General features: G+C 66.6%; 22 protein-coding genes and 1 pseudogene. 14 read left to right on the plus strand and 9 right to left on the minus strand.

What is annotated here, in order from left to right:
- Positions 1–23: 23 nt before the first annotated feature.
- From DM992_RS26150 to DM992_RS26160, 3 genes are all read left to right on the plus strand, one after another.
- Positions 24–368, plus strand: coding sequence for a BMA_0021/BMA_0022 family TOMM bacteriocin (locus tag DM992_RS26150; protein WP_111019254.1), 345 nt, complete (start codon positions 24–26; stop codon positions 366–368).
- 16 nt (positions 369–384) lie between these two features.
- Positions 385–747 carry a BMA_0021/BMA_0022 family TOMM bacteriocin gene (locus tag DM992_RS26155; RefSeq protein WP_111019255.1) on the plus strand — a complete coding sequence of 121 codons (363 nt, stop codon included), beginning with the start codon at positions 385–387 and terminating at the stop codon, positions 745–747.
- Between the two features lie 90 nt (positions 748–837).
- The gene (locus DM992_RS26160; protein WP_111019256.1) at positions 838–3075 is read left to right on the plus strand and encodes a TOMM precursor leader peptide-binding protein; all 2238 of its coding nucleotides are present in this window, start codon (positions 838–840) and stop codon (positions 3073–3075) included.
- A 137-nt stretch (positions 3076–3212) separates the two neighbouring features.
- Here the strand turns inward: DM992_RS26160 and DM992_RS26165 are convergent, their stop codons facing one another.
- Both DM992_RS26165 and DM992_RS26170 read right to left on the minus strand, forming a co-directional pair.
- Complete coding sequence (locus tag DM992_RS26165) at positions 3213–3785, minus strand: AidA/PixA family protein (protein ID WP_111019257.1); 573 nt, start codon at positions 3783–3785, stop codon at positions 3213–3215.
- Between the two features lie 317 nt (positions 3786–4102).
- A pseudogene (locus DM992_RS26170) lies at positions 4103–4348 on the minus strand (porin); the annotation flags it as partial.
- A gap of 42 nt (positions 4349–4390) precedes the next feature.
- Here DM992_RS26170 and DM992_RS26175 point away from each other — a divergent pair.
- Complete coding sequence (locus tag DM992_RS26175) at positions 4391–4681, plus strand: hypothetical protein (RefSeq protein ID WP_239511347.1); 291 nt, start codon at positions 4391–4393, stop codon at positions 4679–4681.
- An 82-nt stretch (positions 4682–4763) separates the two neighbouring features.
- Here the strand turns inward: DM992_RS26175 and DM992_RS26180 are convergent, their stop codons facing one another.
- Positions 4764–5384 carry a LysE/ArgO family amino acid transporter gene (locus DM992_RS26180; RefSeq protein ID WP_047902058.1) on the minus strand — a complete coding sequence of 207 codons (621 nt, stop codon included), beginning with the start codon at positions 5382–5384 and terminating at the stop codon, positions 4764–4766.
- 118 nt (positions 5385–5502) lie between these two features.
- Between DM992_RS26180 and DM992_RS26185 the strand changes: the two genes are divergently transcribed.
- Positions 5503–6396 carry a LysR family transcriptional regulator ArgP gene (locus DM992_RS26185; protein WP_111019258.1) on the plus strand — a complete coding sequence of 298 codons (894 nt, stop codon included), beginning with the start codon at positions 5503–5505 and terminating at the stop codon, positions 6394–6396.
- Positions 6397–6442: 46 nt separating this feature from the next.
- Here DM992_RS26185 and fnr read toward each other — a convergent pair whose 3' ends face one another.
- From fnr to DM992_RS26200, 3 genes are all read right to left on the minus strand, one after another.
- A complete protein-coding gene (gene fnr, locus DM992_RS26190; RefSeq protein WP_034181468.1) occupies positions 6443–7189 on the minus strand; it encodes a fumarate/nitrate reduction transcriptional regulator Fnr in 747 nt (248 codons plus the stop codon).
- Between the two features lie 103 nt (positions 7190–7292).
- On the minus strand, positions 7293–7760 hold the full coding sequence (locus DM992_RS26195; protein ID WP_111019259.1) for a universal stress protein: 468 nt from the start codon (positions 7758–7760) through the stop codon (positions 7293–7295).
- Between the two features lie 567 nt (positions 7761–8327).
- Entirely contained in the window at positions 8328–8738 is a 411-nt protein-coding gene (locus DM992_RS26200) for a DUF3005 domain-containing protein (RefSeq protein WP_111019260.1), read from the minus strand.
- 279 nt (positions 8739–9017) lie between these two features.
- Between DM992_RS26200 and DM992_RS26205 the strand changes: the two genes are divergently transcribed.
- Together DM992_RS26205 and epsC are read left to right on the plus strand one after the other, a co-directional pair.
- Positions 9018–9251, plus strand: a complete 234-nt coding sequence (locus DM992_RS26205) for a hypothetical protein (RefSeq protein ID WP_034181465.1) — start codon at positions 9018–9020, stop codon at positions 9249–9251.
- Positions 9252–9390: 139 nt separating this feature from the next.
- A complete protein-coding gene (gene epsC / locus DM992_RS26210; protein ID WP_111019261.1) occupies positions 9391–10311 on the plus strand; it encodes a serine O-acetyltransferase EpsC in 921 nt (306 codons plus the stop codon).
- Positions 10312–10354: 43 nt separating this feature from the next.
- On the opposite strand, the gene DM992_RS26220 is transcribed toward epsC, so the two are convergent.
- From DM992_RS26220 to DM992_RS26230, 3 genes are all read right to left on the minus strand, one after another.
- Positions 10355–11158: an SDR family oxidoreductase gene (locus tag DM992_RS26220; protein WP_111019262.1), complete on the minus strand. Its 804-nt coding sequence runs from the start codon at positions 11156–11158 to the stop codon at positions 10355–10357.
- Positions 11158–11787, minus strand: a complete 630-nt coding sequence (folE, locus tag DM992_RS26225) for a GTP cyclohydrolase I FolE (protein WP_034181462.1) — start codon at positions 11785–11787, stop codon at positions 11158–11160. The genes DM992_RS26220 and folE overlap by 1 nt, the downstream gene beginning before the upstream one ends.
- A gap of 87 nt (positions 11788–11874) precedes the next feature.
- The gene (locus DM992_RS26230; RefSeq protein ID WP_162631784.1) at positions 11875–12801 is read right to left on the minus strand and encodes a LysR family transcriptional regulator; all 927 of its coding nucleotides are present in this window, start codon (positions 12799–12801) and stop codon (positions 11875–11877) included.
- 116 nt (positions 12802–12917) lie between these two features.
- Between DM992_RS26230 and pobA the strand changes: the two genes are divergently transcribed.
- From pobA to DM992_RS26265, 7 genes are all read left to right on the plus strand, one after another.
- Positions 12918–14150 carry a 4-hydroxybenzoate 3-monooxygenase gene (gene pobA / locus DM992_RS26235; protein ID WP_111019264.1) on the plus strand — a complete coding sequence of 411 codons (1233 nt, stop codon included), beginning with the start codon at positions 12918–12920 and terminating at the stop codon, positions 14148–14150.
- 142 nt (positions 14151–14292) lie between these two features.
- A complete protein-coding gene (locus DM992_RS26240) occupies positions 14293–15009 on the plus strand; it encodes a 3-oxoacid CoA-transferase subunit A (RefSeq protein WP_034181459.1) in 717 nt (238 codons plus the stop codon).
- Positions 15010–15022: 13 nt separating this feature from the next.
- A complete protein-coding gene (locus DM992_RS26245) occupies positions 15023–15679 on the plus strand; it encodes a CoA transferase subunit B (RefSeq protein ID WP_089431929.1) in 657 nt (218 codons plus the stop codon).
- Positions 15680–15767: 88 nt separating this feature from the next.
- Complete coding sequence (locus tag DM992_RS26250; RefSeq protein ID WP_111019265.1) at positions 15768–17141, plus strand: 3-carboxy-cis,cis-muconate cycloisomerase; 1374 nt, start codon at positions 15768–15770, stop codon at positions 17139–17141.
- A complete protein-coding gene (pcaD, locus tag DM992_RS26255; RefSeq protein WP_111019266.1) occupies positions 17141–17926 on the plus strand; it encodes a 3-oxoadipate enol-lactonase in 786 nt (261 codons plus the stop codon). The genes DM992_RS26250 and pcaD overlap by 1 nt, the downstream gene beginning before the upstream one ends.
- A 10-nt stretch (positions 17927–17936) precedes the next feature.
- Positions 17937–18323: a 4-carboxymuconolactone decarboxylase gene (gene pcaC / locus DM992_RS26260; RefSeq protein ID WP_059523513.1), complete on the plus strand. Its 387-nt coding sequence runs from the start codon at positions 17937–17939 to the stop codon at positions 18321–18323.
- Between the two features lie 251 nt (positions 18324–18574).
- Complete coding sequence (locus DM992_RS26265; protein ID WP_111019267.1) at positions 18575–19933, plus strand: MFS transporter; 1359 nt, start codon at positions 18575–18577, stop codon at positions 19931–19933.
- Positions 19934–19986: the final 53 nt, after the last annotated feature.

The following is a 19986-nucleotide window of genomic DNA, read 5'->3' on the forward strand; positions in this document are numbered from 1 at the left end:
TCGTCAATCAGGAGAACATACCGATGAGCAAGGATCTTCGATTACCGACGTACGAACAGTTTCTCGAATACCGGTCAACCATCATCCGGGCGATCGCCCTCGCATGGCATTCACCGGCGTTTCTCGATGAACTCGAGGCCGATCCGGTCCACGCGTTGCGCGAGCATTTCGACTATCACTTTCCGTTCAACCTGGACCTGAAGGTGCAGACCAAATCGTCGGCCTGGACGCCGGGCGTCAACGGCGACTGGACGGCCGGCCGGAAAAACAAGCTCACCCTGTTTCTGCCGCCCGCGCCGGCGGACGAGGCGCAGTTCGCGCAGGCGCTGGCCGCGTACAACGCGAACCACATCACCATCATGGAATGACCTCGGGGAAACCGACATGGCAAAGGACAACGCTAATCCGACGCTCGAATCGATGCTGGAGTTTCAGAAGGTCTATCTGCGTGCGATCGCGCTTTCCTGGCGGAACCCGGAGTTCAAGGGCGAACTGCTGGAGAAGCCGCTGGAGACGCTCGCGAAATACTTCGGTTACCAGTGCCCGTGGATCATCGACATCGAGGTCGTCAAAACGGACGGAGATCATGGCTGGACGAGCCACGGAAACGGCAGCGGGAGCTGGAACCTGCCGCGCAACGTGATGACGGTCGGCATACCGGCGCAGCCGACGAACCTGGACGAAGAGGCCGTCGCGCTCGCGGCCTACTGCGACGCCGGGCCGAGCTACCTGTTCACCTGCTGCTGACCTGGCGCGGCCGAACCGCGCACCGTCGCGCGCCCCGGGCCGGCTGCCGGGGCGCGCGATGTTCGTTGACCCGCCGCACGGAACCCGACGATGCTTGATGACCTTTCGCGCGTGTTGCGCTTCAAACCGCATTTGCTCGTGCTCGATGCGGGCCCCGAGACGCTGTTCGTCGTCGACGAATTCAAGCGCGCGATGCTGTCGGGTGCGATCTTCGTGCGGATCGCCGCCTGCCTGCGGGCGCGGATGACGATCGCCGAGATCATGACATCGCTTGCCGGCACGTTCGGAGAATGGGACGTGCTCGCGCGGCTCGATCACCTGGTGCGTCGCGGGTACGTGCGCGCCGACACGCCGCACGACGACGATGCGGCGCGCGGCTTCTTCGAGCGCACCGGACTAGACGGCGACGCGGCGTGTGCGCGTGTCGTTCAACTGGGCGTCGCGGTCGAGGCGTTCGGAGCCGACGATGCGGCGCTCAGGCGCGCGCTCGACACGGCCGGCATCGATGTCGTGCAGGATGCCGAATTGACCGTCGCGATCACCGATACGCACGATCGCGACGATCTCGCCGCGTGCGCCGCCCGTGTGGCGGCGCGCGGCGGGGCATTGCTCGTCGTGGCGGCCGGTGGCGTGCAGACGCTGATCGGGCCGTTGCTAGCCGGCCGCGGTGCGCTGGCCGACGCGCCGTGCATCGAATGCGTGCGCTACTGGATTCGCATCAACCGGCCTGTCGAGGCGCTGCTTGCGCGCCATCATGGCAGCGACGCGACGCGTCTGCCGCCGGCCGCCTCGCGTGCCGGGGCAGCTGCAACGGCGGCGCTCGTGGCGGCGACGGTCGAGCAGATCGCGGTTAGCCGCACGGCATCGGAACGGCTGGAAACGCATATCGTGGCGCAGCGTATCGACACGTTGGCCGCCGAGCGGCACCGCGTGCTCAGGCGCCCGCAATGCCCGTGCTGCGGCAATCCCGCGTGGATGCGCGAGCAGGCGGCGCGGGCGCCGCGGCTCGCCGATCATGCTCCGTTGGCGCGCGCCGATGGCGGCTACCGTACCGCCGATCCGCAACAGGTGTTCGAGCGTTATGCCCATCTGATATCGCCGGTCAGCGGCGCGATCGCGTATCTGCACCCGATGCCGAAGCGACACGCGGGCCTGCGCAAGGTCTATGCGTCGGGCTTTCTCGTGTGTCCGGCCGCTGTACCGGGAAGCAACCGGTTCGACAGGATCTGCTCCGGCAAAGGCCGCACCGACGATCAAGCCCGTGTGAGCGCGCTATGCGAGGCGCTCGAACGATACAGCAGCGTGTATCAAGGCGACGAGGCGACGCTGACAGGAAGCATGGAAAGCCTGCTCGCCGATCCGGCATGCGACGCCCTACCGATTCACGTGAACGATCTTCAGCAGTTCAGCGAACGGCAATTCGACGCGCGCGACGCGATCAACGCGCTGACCCGCGATGTTCGAAAGCAGGTGCCGCCGCGTTTCACTGCGCGCGACGTCATCGACTGGACGCCGGCCTGGTCGCTCGTGACCAGCAGGCGACACCTCGTGCCGCTGAGCTACTGCTATGCGGAAACACCCGACAGTGCGCGGGTGCATGCCACATGCGTGCACAATCCCAACGGCTGCGCGGCGGGATCGAGCGTCGACGAGGCGATTTTGCAGGGCATGCTCGAATTGATCGAGCGCGATGCGGTCGCGATCTGGTGGTACAACCGGATCCCGCGCCCCGGCATCGATCTCGCGAGTTTCGACGATCCGTATTTCGATGCGCTCGTGCGTGAGTACGCGACGTTCGGGTGGCGTTTGTGGGCGCTCGACATCACCACCGATCTCGGGGTGCCGACCGTGGCCGCGCTGGCGGAAAATCCGCAGGACGGGCGCTTCTCGATCGGCTTCGGCTGCCATCCGGACGGCCGAATCGCGGTGCAGCGCGCGCTGACCGAAGTCAACCAGTTGCTCGATGTCGCAGCGGAGGCGCCGCACCCGTGGGATCGCGACAAACTGTCGGCAACCGGTTTCCTGTATCCGGCGAACTGCATGCGCTGCACGACGCGCTCGACGTGGCGGCCGATCGACGCTGCGTCGTTGCCGGCGGCGCTCGCGCATTGCGTCGGGCGCATCGCGGCGGCCGGCGTGGACGTGCTCGTCGTCGACAAGACGCGGCCCGACATCGGCTTGTCCGTGGTGCAAGTCATCGCGCCGGGGCTGTGCCATTTCTGGCCGCGTTTTGGCGCGCGACGGCTTTATTCGGTTCCGGTGGAACTGGGATGGCGCGCGCAGCCGTGCGGCGAACAGGAACTGAATCCGGCGCTGCTGTTTCTGTGACTTGACCGATTGTCCTTTCATGGCGGCGCGACGGATTCGCCGGCGGAAAGCGGCGGGCGGGCCGATTGCTCCCACCCGGTGCTGCCGGGCGCCTCACGCCGATCACGTTCCGGTCTTGTCGAGGTGCCGGTTCGAGATTACCGGTTGTTGATGGTGAGGTAAGCATCCCAGGTGACGTAGCCCTTCAGTTGCGCGTGCCGGTCGTAAACGGCGACGACGAACGCATAGGTCTCTTGGCCGGAAGCGAGCACGGTGGCTTGCGCCCAGTAGTCCGCGCGCTGCTCCGCTTTCACACTGTTGTTGTCGGGCCAGCCCTGTACCGGGTAAGGCTCGTTGACGTTCTCGGTGTGGTACGAAACTTCGCCCAGAAGATTGCGGGTGATCGCTTTGAAGCGATACAGGAAGCACTTGTAGCTTTCCGTGTACGTCAGAGACACGGTGCGCCAGTAAATCACGTCGTCGACATTGGCCTTGAGCAGCAAGTTGCTGCCGGCCTCGCCTTGGTACACACCTTGCACCGAGCCTTGGCTATAGCCATCCGCCGCATCCGCCAGCGGGGTGATCATGTAGACGGAATCGGGGTCGTTCCCGAGCGAGGTCGCCTTATCCGGCTCCGTGCCGAGCGAGTTGTTGTTCTTTTTCAGGATCTCATCGACATCGAACGCAATCAGGACATCGATGAATTTGAAGGTATCCAAGCTATGAGACATGGCAGTTCCTTTCACGTTTTATCGTTGAAGAACACTCTGCTGAGTGACGACGCCCGCGGCGCCGGCATCTCTCCCATCCTGCGAAGCAGCGCCTGCGGGGAAATCGGGCGCGCGGAAGGGTATCGACAGCGTACGGAGTATTGATCTGCAAATCGATTACACGTGGTTACAGTGCGCGCGTGACGAGATGTGCGGTGCGGGCATGTGAATCCTGCGGCCGGTGCACGGATGTACCAGCGTCGCCGGAACCTGCGTCCTGCAGTTGGCCGGACAGGCCGATTGCGTCGCCGCCGACAGGATTCGCCGGGGGCTGGAACCTAGAATCGCGTACTGAACCCGATCCGCGCGATCGACTGCAGCGCGCCGTTCGCGTCCATCACGCCGTTGATCTGTGCGTTGCTGCCATGGTTCGCGCGCTGATGCACGCCCGCGCCCCAGTTGCGCACGCTGGTCGGCGGCAGCCCGGCCGACGCGCCGTATTTCTGGTTCGTATAGGCCGCACCCGCGCCGAACGGGCCGTTGTCGTAGCTCGCGCCGACGCTGACCGTGCTGTTCGCGCCGACCAGGCGGCGCGTGCGACGTTCGACCTGTTCTTCGATCGCTATGTGCACGATTCGATTGCCGGTTTCAAGAAGCAGATGGAAGACGGTCACGTCGGCTTTGCCGAGTCGAGCCGCTGGACGGTCAACCGCCAGTACTTCATGGGCAAGCGCGGCAAGAAGTTCCTGTACTGGCGTTACGAAGGCGACAAGGCCGAGCAGGCCGCCACGCAAGTGGCCAAGGCCGATCCGGCCAAGCAGGCGGACCCGACGGCGGTCGGCGAGCCGCAGCTTGCCAGCAACCAGCCGGCGGCGGGCGGCGGCGATGCGCTGCCCGATGCGACGTCGACGGCCTGACGCCGCACGCGACACCGTTCGCAACCGCAAGCGGACGACCTGACGTCGCGGCAGACCGGATCTGCCGCGACAGCTCCCTCTCTCACCGCAACTGCACCGCCGCGAGAAACAGCACCATGCTGCCGATGGCGCCGTCCAGCACGCGCCACGCAACGGCCTTGCGGAACCACGGCGCCAGCAATCGCGCACCGTAGCCGAGCCCGAGAAACCACACGAAGCTGACCGTCATCGCGCCGATCGCGAACGCAAGCCGCGCGCCTTCCGGCTCGCGCGCGCCGGCCGTGCCGATCAGCAGGAACGTGTCGAGATACACGTGCGGGTTGAGCCACGTGAACGCGAGCGTCATCAGCACGATCGCGAGCCCGCTCTGCGGCGGCGGCGCGACCGCGTCGCCGCGCACGTCGAGCGTTGCGTGGCCAGGCTTGAACGCGCGGCGCAGCGCGTTGATGCCGAACCATGCGAGATACGCGAGGCCGACATACAGCACCGCATGGACGAAAGTCGGATACCGCTCGACGAGCACCGATGCGCCGCCGACACCCGCGCCGATCAGGATCATGTCGGACAGCGCGCACAGCAGCACGATCTTGCCGACATGCGAGCGCATGATGCCTTGGCGGAGCACGAACGCGTTCTGCGCACCGATGGTGACGATGAGCGACGCGCACAGTGCGGCGCCATGGGAAAAAGCGAGCCAGTTCATGGTGGTGACAGCGGTAGACGCAGTAGAAGCAGTAGACGGATGAATCGGGTAGCGCTAGTCTGCGGTCAGCATGAAAATAAGAGAAGCTAATTTACCTAATGCGGATTAAGGAAATCTAATGCTCGACTACGCCCTGCTCGATGCCCTCGCGGCCGTGATCCGGTACGGCTCGTTCGAGCGCGCGGCCAAGGAGCTGAACGTCACGCCGTCGGCCGTGTCGCAGCGCGTGAAGCTGCTGGAGGAGCGCGTCGGCAGCGTGCTCGTCAAGCGCGGGCAGCCGTGCGTCGCGACGACGTCGGGCGCACTGCTGTGCCGGCATACCGAGCGCGTGCAACTGCTCGAGGCCGAGCTGGGCGGCCGGATGCCGGCGCTGCCGGGCCAGATCGCGAGCGCATGGCCGATGTTGCGCGTGGCCGTCAACGACGACAGCGTCGCGACGTGGTTCATCGACGCGGTCGGGCCGTTCTGCACGGAGCGCGAAACGTTGCTCGACCTCGTGATCGACGACCAGGACTACACGGCCGCGCGCATCCGCGATGGCAGCGTGCAGGGCGCCGTGACCGCGCAGGCCGAGCCGATCCAGGGATGCCGGTCGCAGCGGCTCGGGCGTATCCGCTATCGCGCGGTGTGCTCGCCGGCATTTTACGAACGCTATTTCGGCGCGGGCATCACGCGCGATGCGCTGCGTCGCGCGCCGTGCGTGATGTTCAATCCGAAGGACGGGCTGCAGGCGCGTTTCATCCGGCGCGTGACGCGCGCGGATCTCGATCCGCCGCAGCACTGGATACCGCACGTCGCGGGCTATTTGCGCGCATGCGAAACGGGATTGGGATGGGGGATGTGCCCGGACCGGATGGTCGACCGCCAACTGGCGGCGGGCGAGCTGGTCGACATGTCGCGCGGGCGCACCGTCGACATCGATCTTTACTGGCAGAGCTGGCGTCTGTCGATCGGCTGGCTCGACGATTTCAGCGCGGCGCTGAAGGCGCGCGCCGCGCTGTTTCTCGATTGATCGGTAACGTCACGCGGGCGGCACGCGAGATGCGCGCCGTGCGGGATCAGACGTGATGCAGGCCGTCGAAGTCGATGATCTGCACGTGGCGGCCCTGCATTTCGATCAGGCCGCGCTTCTGGAATTTGGACAGCGTGCGGCTGACCGTTTCGAGCGTCATGCCGAGATAGCTGCCGATGTCTTCGCGCGTCATCCGCAGGTTGAATTCCGACGGCGAGTAACCGCGCTTCAGGTAGCGCGACGATACGTCGAGCAGGAACGCGGCGACACGTTCTTCGGCATTCAGCGAACCGAGCAGCATCGTCTGCGACGTTTCGCGCACGATCTGCTCGCTCATCAGCTTGTGCATGCGCAACTGCATCGAGCCGGCTTCCGAGCACAGCGCCTTCAGCGCGCTGTATGGAATCACGCAGACGGAGCTGTCTTCGAGCGCGACCGCGGTGCGCGGATGCGTGTCATCGCAGATGCCGTCGAGGCCGAGCGCTTCGCCCGCGAGATGCAGGCCTGTGACCTGTTCGCGGCCGTCGTGGCGCGTGGCGACGGTTTTCAGCGAACCCGAGCGCACCGCGTACAGGTTGTCGAACGCGTCGCCTTCGCGGAACAGCGCTTCGCCGCGCTTGACGGGGCGCGCCGCGCAGATGACCGATTCGAGGCGGCTGAGCGCTTCGGGCGCCAGGCCTTGCGGCATGCACAGGTGCCGCATTGCGCACGACGAGCAGTGCGCGGCCTGGCGAGGAGCCCAGCTGCCGGCATGAGGCGTGGCGGCGGTACGTGTGGCGACGGGCGTCAGCATGATCGTTTACTCCGGCGTTGAATCGACTGAATCATTGTCCCACCGCAAGATGCCGCCGTCGGGTGACAAAACGTCGCGATCGGCCGCGGATGCCGAACGCCGTTCACGCGGCTTGCTCGTGCGTGTTGGCGGCGGCCGGAATCAGCAGCACGGGCAGCGTTGCGTGCCGCACGCATTGTTCCGCGATGCTGCCGAGCACGAGACGGCGGAACCCGCGGCGGCCGTGCGTGCCGAGCACGAGCAGATCGGCGCCGAACGCCTTCGCGCCTTCGAGGATCAGCTGCGACACATCGTTGAGCGACGTCGCTTCGGCCAGCTTTGTGTCGCCTTTCACGCCCGCTGCCTGCATCAGCTTCGTGAAATCCTTCGCGAGATCGTTGCCTTGAGCGACGAGCTGATCGCGCAGCACCGACGGATCGTAGCCCGGCACGTTGTAGTAGATCGCGGCGTTCTCGACGACGTAGAACGGTTGCAGCTCGGCGCCGTGTGCTTTCGCGAGCGCCAGCGCGGCATCGAATGCATGGCGGGACGTGTTGCTGCCGTCGACGGCAACCAGAATACGCTTGTACATAGTGTCTCCGAGTGGCGGGTTGAAACGAAGTCGGCCGGATGGCCGATCCGTCTGAGCAATGCTGCGAGGCAGAGTAAACCAATGGCGGGGACTTTGCAGTGCGGTGCCCGCGTTGCTGCGCGGCCGCGACGCTTCTGTCGCCGCAGCGCACGACCATGCGCGCGGCGCCAGGTCGCATCCGTCGTCCGCGCGGTCGCCGCGCGGCTCGCGGCAGTCGAACCCATGACATTGACGGGTGAAGACGGCATCGTCGCGGGGAGCGAATGCGCAGGCATCGGAATCCCGCGTTGCACCGGCGCATGCGTCGCGGCGCGCACATGCCGCACCGACACGGTGCGAAGTCACGCCGATGAACCGCACGCATCGCCATTCAATCGCAACCGCGCCGTTTCGACATGACTTCGATCAATACATGTGCGTCGGCGCGATTCGCGGCATGCATGAAGCTGCCGATGCCGATGCGCGGCATCGTTCGCTTGAGCACCTGTCGCGTGCGCCGATCCGCCGGCATTGATTGTTGACCGAAATCGATTCGCAAACGAACGATCGATTCAAACGCCGTGCCGGCTACCTCGGCACGGCCGTCAGTTCGATCACGCGTTCCGGCCGCCGTCCGTGGCCGGGCCAGTACGCGCTGCCGTACATCCGGTGGACGGGGCCGAACTGGGCATCGTCCGCGGGCGACGGTGCGGCGAAGCCTTTCTCGATCACCGCGTAGCCCGCGCGCAGCGCGAACGCCGGATGGTTGCCGCCGGTGCGGCTGTCGAAACCGGCGAGGCCGTCGCCGGCTTCGGGCATCGCATTGACGAGCGACGCGTTGCTGCCGGTGATCTGGTCGGGCGAGATCGGCCCGCCGCCGGCGAGAAGCCAGGCCTCGCGGTTCTTGCCGTCGGTGTCGACCGTGCTGTCATGGGTGTCGTCGTTGTCGAGCTCGACGCTGTGCGGATGCGAACGACCTGTTTGACCGGATGATTCCATCACGGCTCTCCTGGCGGCGAAGCGCTCCGGATCGAAGCAAATCCCGTTCCGGATAAGACGGGAAAGAGGTGCGCGGGCGCCCGCCGCGGTCGCTCGGCACGCACTGATTTGTCGTGATTTATTTCAGCTAGAAGACGCGTTTTCTACAGAGTATGATTCTTTTCCTACGAAGCGGCGACAGGGGATGCGATCTCGCCGCCTCTGCCCGCGCCGGGGCGCCGCAGCACCCTTAAAGACGGGTAGTGAACAACAAAGCAAGGGACTAGAGGTGGCGGATTCATGCAAGCGACTACTGCCTTCACGCACCGCGGTTATCTGTTGAATTGCGCGCCCGCGCGCGCCAGTGACGGTTCGTTCAAGCCCTACGTCGTGATCTCCCGATCGAGCGACGGGGAGTTGGTTGCGAACCGTTTTTTTCCGACCGAGCTCCAGTTCAACGACGAAGGCGCCGCGATCGCGCACGCGCGCGACTGGGCCGTGCGCTGGATCGACGCGAGCAGCATCGTGATCTGACGCCGTCGCGTTTCCGGCATCGTCGGCCGTCCGGCCGATCCCCCGGTGTGCCGCTCCCGGACAAAAAACGCGGTAATCTTGTGGAACCCGTCACTTTATTAGCGGCCGTGCGACCGAGCGCGGCCGCCTGCATTTGCATATGTCGACATCACCCGTCCGTCAGTGGGGCCTCGAAGAAATCGTCGCCGGCTTGCGCGAGTCGCGCGAGGAACTCCATCGCACGCGCCATCCGCGCGGCATCCGCGAACTGCCGTCCCGCGATGCGATCTGCAAGATTGTGACCGGCCTGCGCGCGTCGATGTTTCCGACGCATTACGGCGCGCCGGATCTCACCGACGAAAGCGTCGACTATTACGTCGGCCACACGCTCGAAAGCACGCTGCGCGTGCTGTGCGAGCAGATTCGCCGCGCGCTGCCGTTCCTGCCCGAGCATGCGGACACGCCGTTCGCGGAGCTCGACGAGCGCGCGTTCGAGATCGCGCGCGAGTTCGGCCGGCAGTTGCCGGCGGTCCGCGCGCTGCTCGTCAGCGACATCCAGGCCGCGTACGCGGGCGATCCGGCCGCGCAGCACATCACCGAGATCCTGCTGTGCTATCCCGGCGTGCTGGCGATGATGCACCACCGGCTCGCGCACGCACTGCACCAGCTCGGCGTGCCGCTGCTCGCGCGCTTCATCAATGAGATCGCCCATTCGGCCACCGGCATCGACATCCACCCCGGCGCGCAGATCGGCCCGAGCTTCTTCATCGACCACGGCACCGGCGTCGTGATCGGCGAGACGGCGATCATCGGCGAGCGCGTGCGCGTGTACCAGGCCGTCACGCTCGGCGCGAAGAGCTTCCCGGCCGATGGCGAAGGCGCGCTGGTCAAGGGCAACGCACGGCATCCGATCGTCGAGGACGACGTGGTGATCTATGCGGGTGCGACGATTCTCGGCCGCGTGACGATCGGGCACGGCTCGGTGATCGGCGGCAACGTGTGGCTCACGCACAGCGTGCCGCCCGGCACGAGCGTCGCGCAGACCAAGGCCCGCGAAGGCGGCAGCGGCGAGAAGCCGTAACACGGCGCGCGGCCGCCGGCTGCCTGCCACCGCTGCGCGTGCGTCAGTGCTTGCCGGCGGGCGAGCGGTGCTTGTACAGCACGTCCTGGTCGACGCGGATCAGGTTCTGCCCCGCATCCACCACGAAATCCACGCCGTTATAGGCGTTGCCCGTCAGCAGCAGGATCGCGCTCGCGACGTCGTCGGGGCCTGCGATGCGCGCGAGCGGCGTGGATGCGCGGCTCGCGTGTTCGAAGTCGGCCTGCGTCTGGTCGTCGCTTGGCAGCATCAGCCCCGGGAATACCGCGTTCACGCGCAGTACGGGCGCGGACGACAGCGCGAGCATCTGCGTGAGGTTGCCGAGCGCGGCCTTTGCGACCGTGTAGCTGAAATGATCGCGGTGAAAGTTTTCCTTGATCTTCTGATCGACCACATTCACGACGACACCCTGCGTGCCGGCCGCGCGCGCCCGTTCGTAGAATGCACGCGTGAGCAGGATCGGCGCGCGGCAGTTGACGGCCCACGCCTGGTCGAATGCCGCGAGATCGAAGCTCGGGAAGTGGTCTTGCCAGAACACCGACGCGTTGTTGACGAGCACGTCGAGGCGCCCGAAGCGCGCATACACCTGGTCGATCAGCGAAGTGATCTGCGCGGCATCCGACAGGTCGGCCTGCAGCGCGATCGAATCGTGCCCGCGTTCGGCGATCGCGCGGGCCGCCGCGTTTGCGGCGTCGGCCGAACGGTCGTAGTGCACCGCGGTGCGATAGCCGTGCGCGGCGAAATACTCGGCGAACGCGCGCCCGGCCCGGCGCGCGGCGCCGGTCACGAGCACGACGGGCGCATGCGCCGCTTGCTTCGTCGACTCCATTACGTATTCGTCAGGTTGACTGAAGAAGGATTGGCGACGATCGACAGGAATTCGCGCCGCGTCGACGGATCGGTGCGGAACGAGCCGAGCATGCGCGACGTGACCATCTCGACGCCCGGCTTGTGCACGCCGCGTGTCGAGATGCACTGGTGCGCGGCTTCGAGGATTACGCCGACGCCCTTCGGCTGCAGCACGTCGAACAGCGTATCGGCGATCTGCACGGTCATCTTTTCCTGGATCTGCAGGCGCTTCGCGAACGCGTCGACGAGGCGCGCGAGCTTCGAGATGCCGACCACGCGATGGTTCGGCAGATACGCGACGTGCGCGCGTCCGATGATCGGCACCATGTGGTGCTCGCAGTAGCTCTCGAAGCGGATGTCCTTCAGCACGATCATCTCGTCGTAGCCGTCGACTTCGCTGAACGTGCGCGCGAGGATGTCGCGCGGCTCCACCGCATAGCCGGCGAAGAACTGCTCGTACGCGCGCACGACGCGCGCGGGCGTGTCGACCAGGCCTTCGCGTGCGGGATCGTCGCCGGCCCAGCGCAACAGCACGCGGACGGCGGCCTCGGCTTCTTCACGGCTCGGCCGGGATGCGGCCTGCTCGGGCCGCGCGGATTTTTTACCCATGTAGTGGCTCCATCGTAGGCCGCCTGCGGCGGCCGATATCCGGCAATTGTTTCATGCTTTCGCGGGTCGTGCGTGCGGCCCTAGCGCTCACTTCGGCCATTCGTCCTGCTCGTCGTTGAACAGCGACGCGACGACGCCGCGCAGCCACGCGGTGCGCGGATCGTTGTGGTACTTGCGGTGCCAGTGCTGCTTCAGGTCGAAGCGCGGCAGCGCGAGCGGCGGCTCGACGGGCACGATGAACGCATGTTCGGCCGCATACGCATAGCCGATCGCATGCGGCACCGTCGCGATCAGGTCGGTGCGGCTCAGGATGAACGGCAGGCTCATGAAGTGCGGCGTCTCGAGCACCGCGCGGCGCTGCATGCGCTGCTTCGCGAGATATTTCTCGAGCACTTCCTGGCTGCGGCCTTCGGCGCGTACCACCGCGTGCCCGCACGCGAGAAACTGCTCGACCGTGAACGGCGGCGTCTGTTCGAGCGGATGGCCGCGCCGCATCAGGCAGACGAACCGGTGCGTGAACAGACGCTGCTGGAAGAAGTTGCTGCCGCCGAGGTCGGGGAAGTAGCCGACCGCGAGATCGATCGACCCGGCTTCGAGGCCGCGCCCGACTTCATCGTGCGCGAGCGAGACCGAACGCAGGTTCGCGTGCGGCGCGCGCGTCGCGAACGCCTGCAGCAGCTTCGGCAGGAACACGATCTCGCCGACGTCCGACAGCGCGATCGAAAACGTATGCGTGCTCGCGGCCGGGTCGAAGTCGTGCGGCGCGACGAGGCCGCGCTCGATCTGCGCGAGCGCGTCGCGTGCGGCCGGCAGCAGCGCGAGCGCGCGCGGCGTCGGCTCCATCCCGCGCGACGTGCGCACGAACAGCGGATCGCCGAAATACTCGCGCAGCCGGCCGAGCGCCGTGCTCACGCGCGGCTGGCTCACGCCGAGCAGGTCGCCGGCGCGGCTGACGTTGCGCGTGTCGTCGAGCGCGACGAGGTAGGGAATGAGGTTCAGATCGAGCGAATCCATCATCGGGCCAATATCTTCAAAACGTATACAACATATCTCCTGAATCGCGTTGCCGCATAGTCGGGAAAGCGCTCAAATGTGTTCCATTACTCGAACCAATGTTCAGGAGACGAACAATGCGCACCCAAGTCGCGATCATCGGCGCCGGTCCGTCCGGCCTTCTGCTTTCCCATCTGCTGCGCCTGCAAGGCGTCGATTCCATCCTCGTCGAAGCGCGTTCGCGCGAATACTGCGAGAACCGCATCCGTGCCGGCGTGCTGGAGCAGGGCACGGTCGATACGCTGAACGAAGCCGGCCTCGGCGACCGGATGCGCCGCGAAGGGCTCGAACATCACGGCATCGAGCTGCTGTTCTCCGGGCAGCGTCACCGCATCGACCTGTCAGAGCTGACCGGCGGGCGCGCGATCACCGTCTACAGCCAGCATGAAGTCGTGCGCGACCTGATCGCGGCCGGCGTCGAGCACGGCCACCCGATGCACTTCGAAGTCAGCGACGTCGCGTTGCACGACGTCGAAGGCGAACACCCGTTCGTCACGTTCAAGCACGCGGACGGCCGCGCGGAGCGCATCGACTGCGACTACATCGCCGGCTGCGACGGCTTCCACGGCATTGCGCGCCAGACGATCCCGGCCGAGCGGCTGAACACGTTCGAGCGCGTCTACCCGTTTGCATGGCTCGGCATCCTCGCCGACGCGGCGCCGTCGCTCGACGAACTCGTGTACGCGCATCACGACAACGGCTTCGCGCTGTTCTCGATGCGCTCGCCGACCGTCACGCGCCTGTACCTGCAATGCAAACCCGACGAAAACCTCGCCGAATGGTCCGACGCGCGGATCTGGGACGAATTGCACACGCGCTTCTCGAACGACACGGGTTGGACGCCGACCGAGGGCCGGATCACGCAGAAAAGCGTGACGCCGATGCGCAGCTTCGTGTCGGAGACGATGCAGCACGGCCGGCTGTTCCTCGCCGGCGACGCCGCGCACATCGTGCCGCCGACCGGCGCGAAGGGGATGAACCTCGCGGTCGCCGATGTCCGCGCGCTGTCCCGCGCGCTCGGCGCACGTTACCGGACGGGCGATGCGACGCCGCTCGACACGTATACGGCGACCTGCCTCGAGCGCGTATGGCGCGCCGAGCACTTCTCGTACTTCATGACGAACATGCTGCATTCGTCGCCGGAGGATTCGCCGTTCGTCAATCGCCTGAAGTTTGCCGAGCTGAAATACGTGACGCGCTCGCGGGCCGCCGCGCAGTCGCTCGCCGAAAACTACGTCGGGCTGCCGTTCGACGATGCAGGGACCCCCGAGGCAACCCGCCTTGACAACGCGCTGTGCACGACTCTATGATCGGCCCATCGTTCGCTAATCGAATCTAGGTTCGATTGGCGAACAAATGCCGGGGTCGAAATCGGCCCGGCGCGGCACGCGGCACGCGCGTGTCCCCTCGACAGGCCGCGCATCGTGCCGCGGGTTCGTATCAGGAAGAGACATGGTCAACAAGATTTTCGAATCGCTTCAGTCGGCGGTGGCCGACATCCACGATGGCGCGACAATCATGATCGGCGGCTTCGGCACGGCCGGCATGCCGTCCGAGCTGATCGACGCGCTGATCGAACAGGGCGCGCGCGACCTGACGATCGTCAACAACAACGCGGGCAACGGCGAGACGGGCCTGGCGGCGCTGCTCAAGGCGAAGCAGGTGCGCAAGATCATCTGCTCGTTCCCGCGCCAGAGCGACTCGCAGGTGTTCGATGCGCTGTACCGCGCGGGCGAGATCGAGCTGGAGCTCGTGCCGCAGGGCAACCTCGCTGAGCGCATCCGCGCGGCGGGCGCCGGCATCGGTGGCTTCTTCACGCCGACGGGTTATGGCACCAAGCTCGCGGAAGGCAAGGAAACGCGCGTGATCGACGGCAAGCCGTATGTGTTCGAGACGCCGATCCACGCCGATTTCGCGCTCGTGAAGGCGTACAAGGGCGATCGCTGGGGCAATCTCGTGTATCGCAAGACCGCGCGCAACTTCGGGCCGATCATGGCCAGCGCCGCGAAGGTCGCGATCGTGCAGGTGTCGGAAGTCGTGCCGCTCGGCGCGCTGAACCCGGAACACATCGTGACGCCGGGCATTTTCGTTCAGCGCATCGTCGAGGTGCCGCAGGCCGCTCATGCGGCCGAGCTGGCCGCCGAACACGCTGCATCGCAAGCTGCTTAAGGGAGATATCCAGATGAAACGACTGACCCGCGATGAAATGGCCAAGCGCGTCGCGCAGGACATCCCCGAAGGCGCGTACGTGAACCTCGGCATCGGCGTGCCGACGCTGGTGGCGAACCACCTCGACCCGAGCAAGGAAATCTTCCTGCACAGCGAGAACGGCCTGCTCGGCATGGGCCCCGCGCCCGCGCCGGGCGAGGAAGACGACGAACTGATCAACGCCGGCAAGCAGCACGTGACGCTGCTCACCGGCGGCGCGTATTTCCACCACGCCGATTCGTTCGCGATGATGCGCGGCGGCCACCTCGACTACTGCGTGCTCGGCGCGTTCCAGGTGTCCGCGAACGGCGATCTCGCGAACTGGCATACGGGCGCGCCCGATGCGATTCCTGCCGTCGGCGGCGCGATGGACCTGGCGATCGGCGCGAAGCAGGTGTTCGTGATGATGGAGCACCTGACGAAGCAGGGCGAAAGCAAGATCGTCGCGCAGTGCTCGTATCCGGTCACCGGCGTGCAATGCGTGAGCCGTATCTATACGGATCTCGCCGTGCTCGACGTGACGGCCGACGGCCTCGCGGTGAGCGAGATCTTCACCGACCTGTCGTTCGACGAACTGCAGAAGCTGACCGGCGTGCCGCTGATCGACGCGACGCAAAAGGCCGCCGCCTGAACCGCAGGCGTGCCGACGCGCGCGATCGAGCGCACGCCGGCACGCTTGGGTGGACAATAGGCGCACGCCGTTTACCCAATCTGATGCCATGCTCGAAGACAGCGCCCGCCTGACCTCCCTCATCTGCGGCACCGAGCCGCTCAACCGGATCTGGTCGCCGCGCGCGACGATCCAGCGGATGCTCGACGTCGAGGCCGCGCTCGCGCGCGCGCTCGCCGCGCAGCAGGTGATTCCCGCCGCCGCGGTCGCGCCGATCGAACGCGCGTGCGACGCAAGCCGGCTCGACGCCGACGCGCTCGCGCACGGCGCGGCGCTCGGCGGCAATCTCGCGATTCCGCTCGTCAAGCAGCTCACCGCGCAAGTGAAGGCCGACGACCCCGAGGCCGCGAAGTTCGTGCACTGGGGCGCGACGAGCCAGGACATCATCGATACCGCCACCGTGCTGCAGCTGCGCGACACGCTCGACGTGCTCGAGCCGATGCTCGACCAGGCGTGCGCATCGCTCGCGGCGCTCGCGCGCACGCATCGCGCGACGCCGATGATCGGCCGCACCTGGCTGCAGCAGGCGCTGCCGATCACGCTCGGCCTGAAATTCGCCCAATGGCTCGATGCGCTGCTGCGCCATCGCGCGCGCTTCGCCGAATTGCGCGAGCGCGTGCTGGTGCTGCAATTCGGCGGCGCGGCCGGCACGCTCGCGAGCCTGCGCGAGCACGCGCGTGGCGTCACGGCCGCGCTCGCGACCGACCTGAAACTCGCCGTGCCGGCCGTGCCGTGGCATACGCAGCGCGACCGCATCGCGGAAGCCGCATCATGCTTCGGGATGCTGACCGGTACGCTCGGCAAGATCGCGCGCGACGTGTCGCTGCAGATGCAGACCGAAGTCGGCGAACTCGGCGAGCCGGCCGCCGCCGGCAAGGGCGGCTCGTCGACGATGCCGCACAAGCGCAACCCGGTCGGCTGCGCGGCCGTGCTGACCGCCGCCGTACGCGCACCGAACCTCGTCGCGACCGTGTTCGCGGGGATGGTCCAGGAGCACGAGCGCGCGCTCGGCGGCTGGCAGGCCGAATGGGATGCGTTGCCCGACCTCGCGCGGCTGACGGGCGGCGCGCTCGCGCAGATCGCGCAGATCGTCGCGGGCCTCGACGTCAATACAGAACGCCTTGCCGAGAACCTCGACCTGACGCACGGGCTGATCCTCGGCGAAGCCGTGATGCTCGCGCTCGGCGACCGGGTCGGCCGGCTCGATGCGCATCACGTCGTCGAGCATGCGTCGAAGGAGGCCGTGCGCACCGGCGCGACGCTGTTCGACGTGCTCGCCGCCGATGCAACCGTGTCCGCCCACCTGTCGCGCGACGCGCTCGCGCGGCTGCTCGATCCCGCACATTACGTCGGCGAGGCGCAGGCCTATGTCGACGCCGTGCTCGCGCTGCATGCGGGCACGACCCAACCAGGAGAACATTGATGCCTTTCGCCACTGTCAACGGCGTGAAACTGCATTACCGGATCGACCGTGCCGCGCGCGACGACGCGCCGTGGCTCGTTTTCTCGAACTCGCTCGGCGCCGACCTGCAGATGTGGGCGCCGCAGATCCGTCCGCTCACGCCGCACTTCAACATCCTGCGCTATGACACGCGCGGCCACGGCCATTCCGACGCGCCGGCCGGTTCGTACACGATCGACCAGCTCGCCGGCGACGTGATCGGCCTGCTCGACCACGTCGGCATCGCGCGCGCGCATTTCTGCGGGATCTCGATGGGCGGGCTGACGGGCGCCGCGCTGGCCGCGCGCTACCCGTCGCGCATCGTTCGCGCGGTGCTGTCGAACACCGCCGCGAAGATCGGCTCGCCGGAAGTGTGGGTGCCGCGCGCGCAGAAGGCACGCGCCGAAGGGATGGCCGCGCTCGCCGACGCCGTGCTGCCGCGCTGGTTCACCGATGCGTTCGTCGAACGTGAGCCGCGACTGTTCGACGCGATCCGCGACACCTTCGTGCATACCGACAAGGACGGCTACGCGGCGAACTGCGATGCGCTGAACGCGGCCGACCTGCGCGAAGAGGTGAAGGGCATCACGCTGCCGGTGCTCGTCGTGACCGGCGCGAAGGACATGTCGACGCCGCCCGACCAGGGCCGCGCGCTGGCTGCCGCGATTCCCGGCGCGCGTCACGTCGAATTCGATGCCGCGCATATTTCGAACATCGAGTGCACCGGCGGCTTCAACCGCGCGCTGCTCGATTTCCTGACCGCGTGAGGCACCGACGATGGACGACCAGGAACGTTACGAAGCAGGGATGAAGGTGCGCCGTGCGGTGCTCGGCGATGCGCACGTCGACCGTTCGCTCGAGAACCGCACCGAGGTGACCGACGAATTCCAGAACCTGATCACGCGCTATGCGTGGGGCGAGATCTGGACGCGCGACGGCTTGCCGCGCCATACGCGCAGCCTGCTGACCATCGCGATGATGGTCGCGCTGAACCGAGGTGAGGAACTGGCGCTGCATCTGCGCGCTGCGCGCAACAACGGCGTGACGCGCGACGAGATCAAGGAAGTGCTGCTGCAGACCGCGATCTATTGCGGCGTGCCGGCCGCGAATTCCGCGTTCCATCTCGCGGACAAGATCTTCAAGGAACAGGACGCGGCCGCGTAAGACGGCCGGTCAGGAGCGGTCGGCTGACGGCGACCGCAACCGATCGCGTGGCCCGCTGTCGCAAGCGGGCCGTCGACGATGGGAGCGATGAACGTGCCGGCAGAGCATCGGCGCGCGGCACACCGGATGGCCGGTGGGCGAACAAAGGAAGGGCGCGGCCGACATGCCGTATTGCTCATATACATATTAGCGTTGCATGGGACCGGAGTAGGCGCTGAAGCGCCAATTCCGGTCGACATAGGAGACTCGCGATGAATCGCGCACCCGTGGTCGATGTCCAGACCTTCATCAACGAGCAGCCGTTCGGCGGCTTTCAATGGCTCGTGTTCCTCATGTGTTTCGTGATCGTGCTGCTCGACGGCTTCGATACGGCCGCGATCGGCTTCATCGCGCCGTCGCTACTCGGCGAATGGAACCTGACCAAGCCCGATCTCGCGCCCGTGCTGAGCGCCGCGCTGTTCGGCCTCGCGTGCGGCGCGCTCGTGTCGGGCCCGTTGTCCGACCGGCTCGGGCGTCGCTCGCTGCTGCTCGGCTCGGTATTCCTGTTCGGCGTCGCGTGTTTCGTGTCCGCGTTCTCGACGACCATCGGACACCTGACGATCCTGCGCTTCGTCACCGGCGTCGGGCTCGGTGCGGCGATGCCGAACGCGGTCACGATGATGGGCGAATTCTGCCCGGACAAGCGCCGTGCGACCGTGATCAACCTGATGTTCTGCGGCTTCCCGCTCGGTGCCGCGTTCGGCGGTTTCCTGGCCGCGTGGATGATTCCGCATTTCGGCTGGCGCAGCGTGCTGATGCTCGGCGGCGTGACGCCGCTGCTGCTCGGCGTGCTGTTGCTGCTGAAGATGCCGGAATCGGTGCGCTTCATGGTCGCGAGCGGTCAGGCCGTCGACAAGATCCGCGCAACGCTCGCGCGCATCTCGCGCGACGCGCTGAATGCCGGCTCGTTCGCGATGACCGAGGCCGCGCCGCAGACGGGCGGCAAGGGGCTCGGCGTCGTGCTGTCGCGCTCGTACATCGTCGGCTCCGTGATGCTGTGGATCGCGTACTTCATGGGCCTCGTGATCTTCTACGCGTCGATCAACTGGATGCCGATCCTGTTGAAGGATGCCGGCCTGACGCCGAAGAGCGCGACGCTGATCTCGGCGCTGTTCCCGCTCGGCGGCGTGGGCGCCGTGCTGTGCGGCGTGCTGATGGACCGCTTCAACGCGAACCGCGTGATCGCCGTGTGCTATGCGCTGACGGCGGTGAGCGTGTATGCGATCGGGCAGGCGGCCGGCAACGTCGGGCTGCTCGTGCTGGTCGTGTTCGTGGCCGGCGTGCTGATGAACACCGCGCAATCGTCGATGCCGGCGCTTGCCGCCGCGTTCTATCCGACCGAGGGGCGCGGCACCGGCGTCGCGTGGATGCTCGGCGTGGGCCGCTTCGGCGGGATCGCCGGGTCGTTCCTCGTCGCCGAACTGACGCGCCGGCACTTCACGTTCGCGGGCGTGTTCGCGACGATCGCCGTCGCGGGCGTGCTCGCGTGCATCGCGCTGCTGATCAAGCAGATGGCGCGGCCGCATGGCGTCGCGCAGCCGGCAGGCAAGATCGAATCGCTCGGGCATTGAGTGAAGCGCGGGCCGGTGCGATGCGCCGGCCCTTTGCGAACGGCACACTTCGC

The organism is Burkholderia sp. JP2-270 (assembly GCF_003233675.1).
Classification (GTDB): Bacteria; Pseudomonadota; Gammaproteobacteria; order Burkholderiales; family Burkholderiaceae; genus Burkholderia; species Burkholderia pyrrocinia_C.

Coding starts and splice junctions, on each gene's coding strand:
- pobA (WP_111019264.1), top strand. CDS start 12,918: ATGCGCACCCAAGTCGCGATCATCGGCGCCGGTCCGTCCGGCCTTCTG.
- pcaD (WP_111019266.1), top strand. CDS start 17,141: ATGCCTTTCGCCACTGTCAACGGCGTGAAACTGCATTACCGGATCGAC.
- DM992_RS26150 (WP_111019254.1), top strand. CDS start 24: ATGAGCAAGGATCTTCGATTACCGACGTACGAACAGTTTCTCGAATAC.
- DM992_RS26195 (WP_111019259.1), bottom strand. CDS start 7,760: ATGTACAAGCGTATTCTGGTTGCCGTCGACGGCAGCAACACGTCCCGC.
- fnr (WP_034181468.1), bottom strand. CDS start 7,189: ATGCTGACGCCCGTCGCCACACGTACCGCCGCCACGCCTCATGCCGGC.
- DM992_RS26230 (WP_162631784.1), bottom strand. CDS start 12,801: ATGGATTCGCTCGATCTGAACCTCATTCCCTACCTCGTCGCGCTCGAC.
- DM992_RS26250 (WP_111019265.1), top strand. CDS start 15,768: ATGCTCGAAGACAGCGCCCGCCTGACCTCCCTCATCTGCGGCACCGAG.
- DM992_RS26220 (WP_111019262.1), bottom strand. CDS start 11,158: ATGGAGTCGACGAAGCAAGCGGCGCATGCGCCCGTCGTGCTCGTGACC.
- DM992_RS26160 (WP_111019256.1), top strand. CDS start 838: ATGCTTGATGACCTTTCGCGCGTGTTGCGCTTCAAACCGCATTTGCTC.
- pcaC (WP_059523513.1), top strand. CDS start 17,937: ATGGACGACCAGGAACGTTACGAAGCAGGGATGAAGGTGCGCCGTGCG.
- DM992_RS26185 (WP_111019258.1), top strand. CDS start 5,503: ATGCTCGACTACGCCCTGCTCGATGCCCTCGCGGCCGTGATCCGGTAC.
- DM992_RS26205 (WP_034181465.1), top strand. CDS start 9,018: ATGCAAGCGACTACTGCCTTCACGCACCGCGGTTATCTGTTGAATTGC.
- DM992_RS26180 (WP_047902058.1), bottom strand. CDS start 5,384: ATGAACTGGCTCGCTTTTTCCCATGGCGCCGCACTGTGCGCGTCGCTC.
- DM992_RS26265 (WP_111019267.1), top strand. CDS start 18,575: ATGAATCGCGCACCCGTGGTCGATGTCCAGACCTTCATCAACGAGCAG.
- DM992_RS26155 (WP_111019255.1), top strand. CDS start 385: ATGGCAAAGGACAACGCTAATCCGACGCTCGAATCGATGCTGGAGTTT.
- DM992_RS26240 (WP_034181459.1), top strand. CDS start 14,293: ATGGTCAACAAGATTTTCGAATCGCTTCAGTCGGCGGTGGCCGACATC.
- DM992_RS26200 (WP_111019260.1), bottom strand. CDS start 8,738: ATGGAATCATCCGGTCAAACAGGTCGTTCGCATCCGCACAGCGTCGAG.
- DM992_RS26165 (WP_111019257.1), bottom strand. CDS start 3,785: ATGTCTCATAGCTTGGATACCTTCAAATTCATCGATGTCCTGATTGCG.
- DM992_RS26245 (WP_089431929.1), top strand. CDS start 15,023: ATGAAACGACTGACCCGCGATGAAATGGCCAAGCGCGTCGCGCAGGAC.
- folE (WP_034181462.1), bottom strand. CDS start 11,787: ATGGGTAAAAAATCCGCGCGGCCCGAGCAGGCCGCATCCCGGCCGAGC.
- epsC (WP_111019261.1), top strand. CDS start 9,391: ATGTCGACATCACCCGTCCGTCAGTGGGGCCTCGAAGAAATCGTCGCC.